Raw genomic sequence first — 10,794 nt, 5'->3', positions numbered from 1 at the left:
ACGACCAGTGACAGTGTTAACGCAACAAAATCAAATATAAAATAGTGAGAAAGTTGCTTTAAAAATAACACTCAACACAGTCGATACCGAACATTGTCTTTTTCTAATTCGTAAAGTTCTCCTTTTACGAATCCTAATTTCTCTGCATTCATTTCAAATGCTTGATTCATATTTCTTTCTGTAATTTTCCAGTTAATAAATACAATTGCAAATATAAGCAAACCAGCCAACAGACACATGCCCACTAATCGAATTGCCTTTTTATATTTATTGTAAAAATCTATTTTCTCAACAAACTCTTTATCCTCGTTTAATAGCTTATCCAAAGAAACATGATAGGTGTTACAGATATCAATCAACATTTGAAGATCTGGCAGACTTCTTCCATTTTCCCAACTGGAAACTGTCTGTCTTGAAACACCAAATTTTGCTCCATATTCTCCTTGAGTCATGTTTGCTTCAGTCCGAGTTTTTTTTATCATCTCTGCAACTGTCATTTCAGCTCACCTTTCCATTGTATAATAATGCGCTGTCTCAAGTATGCCATAATCGTGTATTTTACACAAGATATTATCGTTTTACATGCATGTAAAGTAACCTTATCCTTCTAAAATCCAACTGTAAAAGGCTATTTGCTTTATTTTTTTCTTCCAACAACCTATACTTTCATTAACAACAGCAATTGCCGTACAGATTTAGAAAGGATGAATTTTATGAATGATATTATTAGAACCCAAAACCTTTGTAAACATTACAAAGAAACAATCGCTTTAGATAATGTTTCCCTTCATATTCCTCGAGGTGCTATCTATGGATTGATTGGAAATAATGGTGCAGGCAAGACAACTTTAATGAGAATACTTTCTAATTTGCAAAGTCCATCCTCAGGAACAGTTGTTAAATCTGAAAATATTAAAATCGGTGCCATTATTGAAACACCTGCATTATATCCTACCTTAAGTGCAAAAGGAAATTTGAAGTATCAGCTTAAAATTTGTGGATGTCCATCAAAGGAAGTAAAGTCGAAGATTGCTGAACTATTAGAACTGGTACATCTGAAAGATACTCGAAAACTGGTAATGAATTATTCATTAGGTATGCGTCAGCGTCTGGCTTTAGCAATGGCACTTGTAGGAAATCCGCAATTCCTCATTTTAGACGAGCCTCTTAACGGACTTGATCCTGAAGGCATAAAAGATGTCAGAGCTATCATCGCAAAGTTAAATGAAGAGTATGGTGTTACCATTATGATTTCAAGTCATATCTTAAGCGAACTTCAAAAAGTGGCAAACCACTATGGTTTCCTCAAAAATGGTGTTTTAATTCAAGAATTCTCTTCATCAGAAATAGCCGATACCGATTTAGAAACTTTTTACTTCAAAAATTTTTTATAGAAAAGCAGAAAGGAGACTTAAACTATGAATAAACTTTTATCTATGGAACTAAAGCGTGCTGCAAAATCTCCAATTCTATGGCTTGGAGTAATCGCAGTAATTGCCATCAATGTTTATGGAATCTTATTAAATGGATATGGTTTCAAAATCTTTACAACAACATTTTTATTGGAAAATTCTGACCTGATATGTATCATTTTGGCAGTGTTGATTCCGTTATACTTAGGGAGTGACTTTGAAAACAGAACAATCAACAACAAGATATCCGCAGGATATACACGAAAAGAGATTTATATTGTCGAACTAATCGTCAGTAGCATATGTGCTACAGTTCTCTTTGTTGCTGATATATTATCTGTTTTCACAAGCTCAAATATTGCTGGATTAGAATTTAGTGATAAAGTCAATGTAACTGAATTTGCATTTCATGCTGCGATTGCTTTTGTGTGCATCATCACAGTATCTGCTTTGTACACTATGATTGTAATGATTTCACATAAGCAACTTATCAGTCTTGGAATTGCAGTTATTCTAACCTTAGCATTGTTGACATTAGGTGGAAAGTCAGTTTCCAGCTTAAATCAATCAAGCACTTGGACTGATCCTATCACTCATGAAATTGTGGAAAACCCTCTACGAATAGATAGTTTTGCCCGTACAGCAAATAACATTCATGTTTTAGTATCACCGTTTGCGCAGGCTGAATTTCACAGTTATCTGCTATTTGAATCAGAATTCGGCACAAAGGAAGAAACTTCTCTTATTTTCAAAGACTTTCCTTACCACATAGAATTTTGCCTGTTCAATATTCTGGAAATTCTTCTGTTTTACAAGATTGGGATTCGTATTTTTAGAAAGCAGGACTTGAAATAGTAACTTTAATAGTCTTTGTCCCCTGCATTATAAATATGCTTAATACAGATTTTATTAAGAAGGTAAAAACGGTCGCAATATACGCCTGCTTTTACCTTCTGATATTAAATTCATGAATTTATGATTTATAATTATATACATCAGCCGCCTACATTGTAAAGCAAAAAGCAAGCCATTTTAGACTTGCTTTCCGCCACTCTTATTCCTTATTGATAAATGATTTCTTTATCTACAATCTCCCTCGCACACGCCTGTATATTATTCATCCTGCCTACCCACTCCCACGCATTGTCTGCCTTTAACCGTTCTGTAATTCCTTGTGCCTGTTTCATCTGCTCTACAATTCTTTCAAAGCGTTCCTGTGCCTGTTCCTCTATATCTACCAGATAACTGTTCAGTCTGCCGCTCATCATCAGATCCAGATATACATTCCTGCGGTATTCTTTCAAATACTGCAAATGTCTTTGTCCCCATACTCCAACAAATCTCGGTTCTTCTTCCTCCGGCAAAGTAAGGTTGGGGATAAAGTAATCCCCACATCTTACATAAGTGCCGCCCATTTCTTCAAAAATTGTTTTCTTCATTTTCTGTTCCACCTTTCTCATCGTCCTCTGTCCATTGATTTCTTCTTTGCTGTCTGTTTTGGCTGTTGCCTGCTTTCCTGCTGATAGCGGTGCAATTTTTCCCGTATGCTTGCCTTTTTCGACGGTTCTGATAGCTTCTCTTTTTTCGGTTCTGTCTGATTTTTCCATGCTCGCAGCTCCTCATTATATTCCCTGACCAGTTTTTCCGATTTCTGATATGTCTTTGCAAAGGACTGAACATCTGGATATCCTGCCTGTTTTACAGTCTGCTCCATATCCGTGTGGATACGTTTTTCCTGTTTCTCTGACTGTTCAATTTTGCCCTCTAAAGATTTCCGTGCTTTCCCTTTAAAAAATCCAGTTGTCTCGGAAAGCTGTTTCTTCAATGAGGAAATCTCCTGCTGTGTGGATTTCATTGCCTGTGACTGCTTCTGAAGTTTCTCCATCAGCTTCCGCATATCATTCCATTCCTGTAAATCAATCTTCGGTACTGGCTTCGGCGGCAGCTTAAACTTGAAAATCATTTCCTGTAAGAAGTCTTTTGCACCACGGATAATCTGCTGAAACATATCTGGCAACCAACCATGTGTCCGTATAGATTGCAATGTTTTGTCTGTGATTTTCTCACGCTTAATTGTCAAAATATCTTCTTCGGGAACACCCTCAACCAATGCTACATCTACCGTCCGATTCCATTCCTGCCTTGCCACATTGTCCGCCCGTATCTCTGCTTCTTTCGGGTTGTTCTTCCCAATTTTCTTTGTTGCCAGATACACGCCGCCCTGCTGAAATACAGACAGTTTTTCGGATTCTTCTTTCACATGGCTGTTAATGATTTCCGTAAACATCTCCTTAACTTCTCTGGTAAACGCATCGCTCTTAAACCACTCATCTTTCTTTGTAAAAATATGGCTTTCATAAACCTCCCCTTTGGGAATAATGCTGCATCCTGCCCGAAGATTTCCCTGCTCATCTAAAATCTCTTTCTTCGTGCGTCTGTGCTTGCCCTGCTCATCATAAAACATATTTCTGGTAGCAATTTTCACTTCGGGATGTTCTAACATTTTCCGTTCGCTGAATACGAGATGAATATGGTAATTGGTCATTTTTTTGTTATGATGAAGTGCTGCACTGCATTCCACACCATACCCTTTATGAAAGCTGTCTGTAAAAAGCCTTACCACATCATCTGCCTTGTACTCAACAAAACTTTCAGGAAGTGCAATAATAAACTCCCGCCCTTCAATACATTTCCCTGTTGTTCCGCTTGCTTTAAAATCCAACTGATTCTCTCTGGCAAGATTCTTCCAGAACTCTGGTGTTGCTCCCTCTGTCTGATAGGTCGCATAAAGATGTTCCTGTCTTTTCGGATTGGAAATATAATCAATTCTTCCTGCCACATCAGACAGCTTGTTTTGTCTGATAAATGAATGTCTGCCTATAAGCATTCTCCTTTCCGGCTCTCGCCTGCTTTGCTGTGAGTAGGTGCATAGGCACCTGTTTACGAACTAACTGCCGTTTCCGGCACAAATAGCTCCCGGCAGGGCGAAATACCCTGAGTACAAATCTCTGATTTGTGCGATGGGTGTATTTCGCTCTCAAACGCCGAGGGCTTTATAAGGTGCTATCTTCCTCTGTCATGTTCCGGCTTGGACTTTTTATTTTGGGCGTATCCGCCCTTTTTATTTGCCCGTATCCGGGCTTATTTTTTATCTCTGACACCAAACCGATTCTTTACTTTTCTGTCTGATTTATTCCGGTATCCTTGCCCGTACATACTCCAGATCACCGCAATAGGGCGTTCCCACCAGATACCATTCCCTCGCCAGATTCATTTCCATCCTGGTCTTTACCCACTGATCATCTACCAGAACTTCCATACACTCTCCGCAGTGAAATCCCGTATCAATCCATAAGTCCATTGACAGCAATCCATATCTTCCATTTTCACAGTTATAACCTAATCTTCCTTCTCTCATTGCATGATTCTCCTTTCCAGATTTCTCCTTGTCTATGCTTAACAGGGGCGTGCCACGCTCCTGTTCTTATCACCAAGGAAGAATTACCATCGGAAACTCTCCGGCACTCCACGTCTGTCCAGATACTCTTTTCTCGCCCGTTCCCGTTCTTCCTCTGTCGGAGCAGTTTTAAATTTTCCATACAGGTCACGCATGACCATTCTGTCCAGTTTTTTCTCCAATCCCTGCTTGATTTCTTTCTCACAGCTCCCATCTTCAACCAAGTGAAAGCGGAGCAACTGCATAAATAATTCCTGTGATATTTGCACATTTCCCATCTTATCCATCCTTTCCGTGACGGTATGTGACAGTCGTGACGGTTATTTTGATACCGCCCCGCTGTCAAAAATACCGTCACAACCGTCACGTACTGTCACGCATTCTCTGTATTGTCTTTCCAGAGCCTTAGTTTCCGTCCCTCATGGACACGCTCACTCCGAAAGAGAATCCCATGCTCTGCATACAACCTTCCTGCAAGAACATTCAGCTTTCTTGTAATAACATGAGGTTGAATGTCCACATTTATCAGTGCAACAAGTGCCGTTGGAGAACCCTCCCAATAAGGATTGTCTTTCATAACAAGCTCCGCAATCTCATCCAGTAACGGCTCTGGCGGTTCTTTCCATAATTCCGTTTCTGCCTTTTGCAAATCCCACAACAATGTTTCTGTATTGCGGATAAGATACAGCTTCTGGTCTTGCTGATCTCTGCCCGATACTTCCAGTGTTGCGGCATTGCCTGTCCGTTTTTCTTTCTGAAGAAGAAACGCTCCGTCTGCCGCCCCAAGCAGTCCGCTTGTCCCGGAAATCATGTCAAACTTATCATCCGCATTCTGCTTTCTCGTGTGGTGTACGAGCAGTAAGCAAAGTCCGTGAGCATCCGCAAAACTTTTCAGTCTTGCCATAATCTGATAATCATTTGCATAACTGTAATTATCGCCGCCAACCTCACGCACTTTCTGAAGCGTATCAATGATAATCAGCTTCGTGTCCTTATGCTCTGCCACAAATCTTGCAAGCTGTTCATCCAGTCCATTTCCAAGCTGGCTGGCAGAAACAGAGAAGTAAAGATTATCGGTACTTTCTGTCCCGAACATCCGGTACAGACGCTCCTGCAAGCGGCGGTAATCGTCCTCAAGTGCCAGATACAGCACCGTTCCTTTTCGGGTGGTATAATTCCAAAGCGGTGTACCTGTGCTGACATGGTAGGCAAGCTGTGCCATCAGAAAGCTCTTCCCCAGTTTGGGCGAACCTGCAAAGATATAAGTGCCGGGGTAGAGCAGACCGTCAATCAACGGCTGCTTACTCCGATACTGTGTGTCAAACAGTTCATTCATGGAGATTGTCTGGAGATAGGACGGGTCTGATCGCAACTGCATTTCTCTCTGCAATTCCTCAAAACTCTTGATATTTCCACCATTCTCGGATATACTACTTGTAGTGTTTTTACGAATTGGCTGCTCCGTATCTGCGCCAACAGATACATCCGGGGCAGTCTTTTCTTTTTTATTTTCCATCCTCGTCCTCTCCTTTCAGACCGCCCATAATAACAGCGATCAGTTCAATGACATTCAGCAGTTCTTCATCCACACCGTTTCCTGCTTCAATCCGCTTTAATTCTGTGAGCACAGTGGCAAGTTCCGTTTTAAGTGCCTTGAATATTCTGGGATTGCCCTGTACCACTACATCCTGATTCAGACAGCGGCGGTAACAGTATTCCTGCTTTGGCAGTCCCGATAAGGCAACTGCCTTGTTAATGAGTTCATTTTCTTCGGGCGATACCCGAAACCCTACTGTGATGTTTCTCCAACGGTTTTTGTTATCTCTGTTCTTAGCTGACATTTTCAATCTCTCCTTTCCCTAAATCGTCTAATCTATCTGCCATTTCCGTTTGCTTTGACGGGAACAGATGAGCGTACTGGTAAGTGATGTCAATGCTTTCATGCCCTACACGGTCTGCAATCGCCACCGCTGAAAATCCCATATCAATCAACAGGCTGATGTGGCTGTGCCGTAAATCATGGATACGGATTCGTTTTACGCCTGCGGCTTTCGCACCTCTGTCCATCTCGTGATGAAGATAACTTTTTGTGACTGTAAAGATTCGGTCTTTCTTCTTCAATCCGTAAAGCATCTGCAAATATTCCTGCATTTCTTCACATAGGAACTTCGGCATTTTGATGATGCGGTTACTTTTCTTTGTTTTCGGTGTGGTAATCACATCTTCGCCGTGTAATCGCTGATAGGACTTATTGATTCTGACCGTTTCTTTCTCAAAATCGAAATCAGCGGCGGTCAGTGCCAGCAGTTCTCCTTCACGGATGCCGCACCAGTAGAGCATTTCAAAAGCGTAAAAGGAAACAGGCTTGTCCATCATCTCAAATGAGAATTTCTTGTATTCTTCTTTCGTCCAGAACAGCATTTCCTTGTGTTCCTCACTTCCCATATTTCCCGCTTTAGCGGCTGGATTGGAACGCAGCTCATAATACCGCACCGCATGATTGAAGATAGCGGACAACTGATTGTGCAGCGTTTTCAGATAGGTCTGTGAGTATGGCTTTTTCTTTTCGTCCCGATAGGCAAGCATCTCATTCTGCCATGCGATAACCTCTTTTGTAGAAATCTCGCTGATTTTCAACTTGCCGAAATAAGGTAAAATCTTTGTGCGGATGATATGCTCCTTTGTCAGCCATGTATTCTCCTTCAGACGGCTTTTCATATCCCGGATATACAGTTCGGTAAAAGCTTCAAAACTCATATCCATATCAGAGGAGTTCTGCAACTGAAACATTCGCTCCCATTCCTGTGCTTCTTTCTTGGTAGAAAATCCACGCTTGCATTTCTGCTTACGCTCGCCTTTCCAGTTGACATATCTCGCCATCACATACCATGTTCCATTGCTCTCGTTTTTGAATACCGGCATTATTCATCCTCCTTTCCTGCTCCGTAGAGCCTTTCATAGAAATACTGGCGGTTTACCCGTCCTGAAATAGTAATAAAGCCTTTTTCTTTCAGTTCCTCATTCAACTGACGGATTAGCTTGTAAGCATACGGCTTTGATACGCTTAGTTCCTGTGCCACTTCTTCGGCACAAATAAATCTGTTTTTCATATAATCAGTCCTTTCTTTCGTTTTTGATTGCCGTTCTATCCGAATGAAGTTCCAGCAGGTATTCCCTGTTCGGCACTGTGCTGTCCCGATATACCGTAATAGATCAGGCGCTCGCTTGCCGTCTGGCAAGGTCTTGGCGGTTTATACTGTTCGGACGGTCATTTTGTTTTTATTAAACTTATTTGCTTAATTTGAACTTATTATACTAAGCATATTTGCTTGTGTCAAGTGGCTTTTCTGAAAATATTAAACTTTTTTGTTTTGTATTATCTTGACTTCTCCTAAACATATCTGCTATACTCATTGTAAAATACATACAAGGAGTGGACACGTTATGGCGATTGGAGAGAGAATCCATTTTTTCCGCATTCTGCGTGGGATGACACAAAAATATCTTGGTACGATTGTCGGCTTTCCTGAGCGAAGTGCCGATGTACGTTTAGCACAATATGAAACAGGAACAAGAAAACCGAAAGCGGAACTTACTGCTGCACTGGCACAGGCTCTGGATGTTTCCCCTCATGCCCTTGATGTGCCGGACATTGACAGCTATATCGGACTGATGCACACTTTGTTTACCCTTGAAGATTTGTACGGTCTGACTGTCAGTGAATCAGAAGACGGAGAAATCTGTCTGAAAGTCGATACTTCCAAAGGCAAAGACGCTCACGAACTCCGGAAATTGCTGTATGCCTGGAAAGAACAGGCTGACAAGCTATCTTCTGAAGAAATCAGTAAAGACAAATACGATGAGTGGCGTTACCACTACCCGGAGTTTGATACCACTCAAACATGGGCAAAAGTCCCATCACAGGCACTTAGCGACACTCTGGTCGAAATGTTCCAAGACAAACTCAAACCAGATAAATAAATACGACAAAAAAGCCCTTAGCCATGAGTTTTTACCCACAGCTAAGGGCTTTCTAAATAATATGGATTTATTAGTTGCACAACCACCTGTCAATCATTCTCTAACCTTAAAACCACCGGATTATAAGAATAATGGCTCTCATGCAACTGTTATCAATTTGTTATCAAAAGACTTTTAAAAGTGCTGCAAACCCGCATAAACGCCGGTTTTACTAAGCATTTTTGTTTATTCAAACTCAATCGTTCCAGGTGGCTTACTAGTCAAATCATACATTACCCTGTTCACACCCTTAACCTCATTGATGATCCTGTTCATTACCTTCTGAAGAACTTCAAATGGTATCTCTGAACAATCAGCTGTCATGAAGTCTGTTGTATTTACAGCACGGAGTGCTACGGCGTAATCGTAGGTTCTGAAATCTCCCATACAGCCAACTGAACGCATGTTGGTCAGGGCTGCGAAGTACTGACCGAGGCTTCTGTCGAGGCCTGCCTTTGCGATTTCCTCACGGTAGATGGCGTCGGCATCCTGAACGATCTTGACCTTCTCGGCTGTGACCTCTCCGATGATTCTTATTCCAAGGCCTGGGCCTGGGAATGGCTGACGGAATACCAGGTACTCTGGGATTCCAAGCTCAAGGCCGGCCTTGCGGACCTCGTCCTTGAAGAGAAGACGGAGTGGCTCCACGATCTCCTTGAAATCTACATAGTCAGGAAGTCCGCCTACGTTGTGGTGGGACTTGATGACCGCTGACTTGTCAAGGCCTGACTCGATGACATCAGGATATATGGTTCCCTGTACGAGGAAGTCAACGGCACCGATCTGCTTGGCCTCCTCCTCGAATACACGGATGAATTCCTCGCCTATTATCTTTCTCTTTGCCTCAGGCTCGGTTACTCCGGCAAGCTTGCTGTAGAATCTGTCCTGAGCATTTACTCTGATGAAGTTCAGGTCATATGGGCCGTCCGGTCCAAATACCGCCTCAACCTCGTCGCCCTCATTCTTACGAAGAAGGCCGTGGTCTACGAACACACATGTAAGCTGCTTGCCTATCGCCTTGGACAGGAGAACCGCAGCTACTGATGAGTCAACACCGCCTGACAGGGCGCACAGCACCTTGCCATCGCCTATCTTGGCCCGGAGACTCTCTATTGTATCTTTTACAAATGAATCCATCTTCCAGTCGCCTGCACACTGGCATACATCCATGACAAATGCTCTGAGCATCTTCATACCTTCCTCGGTGTGCATAACCTCTGGGTGGAACTGAGTCGCATACAGCTTCTTCTCAGCATTCTCCATGGCTGCCACTGGGCATACAGGAGTGTAAGCTGTCTTCTTGAAGCCCTCTGGTACCTCTGCAATATAGTCTGTGTGACTCATCCAGCAGATGGTCTTGTCATTCACATCTGCAAACAGCTTGGATGTCTTGTCAACCTCAACCTCTGTTCTTCCATACTCGCTGACAGGGGCCGTGCTGACCTTGCCGCCCAGCAGATGAGCCATGAGCTGTGAACCGTAACATATTCCGAGAATAGGAATACCCAGTTCAAATATTTCCTTGCTGCAGCTAGGTGAATCGTCTTTGTATACGCTGTTTGGTCCGCCTGTGAAGATGATTCCCTTTGGATTCATCTCCTTGATCTTCTCCAGCGGCAATGTGTACGGATGTACTTCGGCATATACATTACACTCTCTTACACGTCTGGCGATCAGCTGGTTGTACTGTCCGCCAAAGTCCAATACGATAATCAGTTCCTTATCCATGTATATCTCCTTTGTTGCCTTTTATTACTTATAACAGATTTCTGAACATTTCCTAGTATAACACAATATGCAGCACTTTTGTGCTGCATATTATCTAAAAATTATGTTGTTTTAATTATTTATGCATTTTACATATACGATAGCATTCGAACAGATACTTCACTGACAAATTTATAT

General features: G+C 42.1%; 13 protein-coding genes. 3 read left to right on the top strand and 10 right to left on the bottom strand.

Annotated elements, in window-relative coordinates; genetic code table 11:
- Positions 1-71: 71 nt before the first annotated feature.
- Positions 72-497, bottom strand: coding sequence for a helix-turn-helix transcriptional regulator (locus GT575_RS14155; protein ID WP_161172257.1), 426 nt, complete (start codon positions 495-497; stop codon positions 72-74).
- Between the two features lie 216 nt (positions 498-713).
- On the opposite strand from GT575_RS14155, the gene GT575_RS14150 reads away from it, so the two are divergent.
- Both GT575_RS14150 and GT575_RS14145 read left to right on the top strand, forming a co-directional pair.
- Positions 714-1,394, top strand: a complete 681-nt coding sequence (locus tag GT575_RS14150) for an ABC transporter ATP-binding protein (RefSeq protein ID WP_040466133.1) — start codon at positions 714-716, stop codon at positions 1,392-1,394.
- A 24-nt stretch (positions 1,395-1,418) separates the two neighbouring features.
- Positions 1,419-2,267 (top strand): ABC transporter permease, encoded by an 849-nt coding sequence (locus tag GT575_RS14145; RefSeq protein WP_003864628.1) that lies wholly within the window; start codon positions 1,419-1,421, stop codon positions 2,265-2,267.
- A gap of 206 nt (positions 2,268-2,473) precedes the next feature.
- Here GT575_RS14145 and GT575_RS14140 read toward each other — a convergent pair whose 3' ends face one another.
- The 8 genes from GT575_RS14140 to GT575_RS14105 all read right to left on the bottom strand — a co-directional run bounded on the left by GT575_RS14140 (position 2,474) and on the right by GT575_RS14105 (position 7,979).
- Positions 2,474-2,851 (bottom strand): TnpV protein, encoded by a 378-nt coding sequence (locus tag GT575_RS14140; protein WP_118587882.1) that lies wholly within the window; start codon positions 2,849-2,851, stop codon positions 2,474-2,476.
- Between the two features lie 17 nt (positions 2,852-2,868).
- Positions 2,869-4,299, bottom strand: a complete 1,431-nt coding sequence (locus GT575_RS14135; RefSeq protein ID WP_118587866.1) for a MobA/MobL family protein — start codon at positions 4,297-4,299, stop codon at positions 2,869-2,871.
- Between the two features lie 303 nt (positions 4,300-4,602).
- Positions 4,603-4,830 (bottom strand): DUF5348 domain-containing protein, encoded by a 228-nt coding sequence (locus GT575_RS14130; protein ID WP_015540718.1) that lies wholly within the window; start codon positions 4,828-4,830, stop codon positions 4,603-4,605.
- An 83-nt stretch (positions 4,831-4,913) separates the two neighbouring features.
- Positions 4,914-5,147 (bottom strand): hypothetical protein, encoded by a 234-nt coding sequence (locus tag GT575_RS14125; protein WP_015540717.1) that lies wholly within the window; start codon positions 5,145-5,147, stop codon positions 4,914-4,916.
- A gap of 95 nt (positions 5,148-5,242) precedes the next feature.
- Positions 5,243-6,385, bottom strand: coding sequence for a helicase RepA family protein (locus GT575_RS14120; RefSeq protein ID WP_117845757.1), 1,143 nt, complete (start codon positions 6,383-6,385; stop codon positions 5,243-5,245).
- The gene (locus GT575_RS14115; protein ID WP_015540715.1) at positions 6,375-6,710 is read right to left on the bottom strand and encodes a plasmid mobilization protein; all 336 of its coding nucleotides are present in this window, start codon (positions 6,708-6,710) and stop codon (positions 6,375-6,377) included. The genes GT575_RS14120 and GT575_RS14115 overlap by 11 nt, the downstream gene beginning before the upstream one ends.
- The gene (locus GT575_RS14110; protein ID WP_117739262.1) at positions 6,700-7,791 is read right to left on the bottom strand and encodes a site-specific integrase; all 1,092 of its coding nucleotides are present in this window, start codon (positions 7,789-7,791) and stop codon (positions 6,700-6,702) included. Before GT575_RS14110 ends, GT575_RS14115 begins: the two co-directional genes overlap by 11 nt.
- Positions 7,791-7,979, bottom strand: coding sequence for a hypothetical protein (locus GT575_RS14105; RefSeq protein WP_015540713.1), 189 nt, complete (start codon positions 7,977-7,979; stop codon positions 7,791-7,793). Before GT575_RS14105 ends, GT575_RS14110 begins: the two co-directional genes overlap by 1 nt.
- Positions 7,980-8,313: 334 nt before the next feature.
- Here GT575_RS14105 and GT575_RS14100 point away from each other — a divergent pair, with 334 nt between their 5' ends.
- Positions 8,314-8,850 (top strand): helix-turn-helix domain-containing protein, encoded by a 537-nt coding sequence (locus GT575_RS14100; RefSeq protein WP_015540712.1) that lies wholly within the window; start codon positions 8,314-8,316, stop codon positions 8,848-8,850.
- Between the two features lie 225 nt (positions 8,851-9,075).
- On the opposite strand, the gene guaA is transcribed toward GT575_RS14100, so the two are convergent.
- A complete protein-coding gene (guaA, locus tag GT575_RS14095) occupies positions 9,076-10,617 on the bottom strand; it encodes a glutamine-hydrolyzing GMP synthase (RefSeq protein ID WP_161172256.1) in 1,542 nt (513 codons plus the stop codon).
- Between the last annotated feature and the right edge of the window lie 177 nt (positions 10,618-10,794).

This window comes from Coprococcus sp. BIOML-A2 (genome assembly GCF_009875795.1).
Lineage (GTDB): Bacteria > Bacillota > Clostridia > Lachnospirales > Lachnospiraceae > Coprococcus > Coprococcus aceti.
This window is presented reverse-complemented; position numbering and strand designations above follow the sequence as displayed.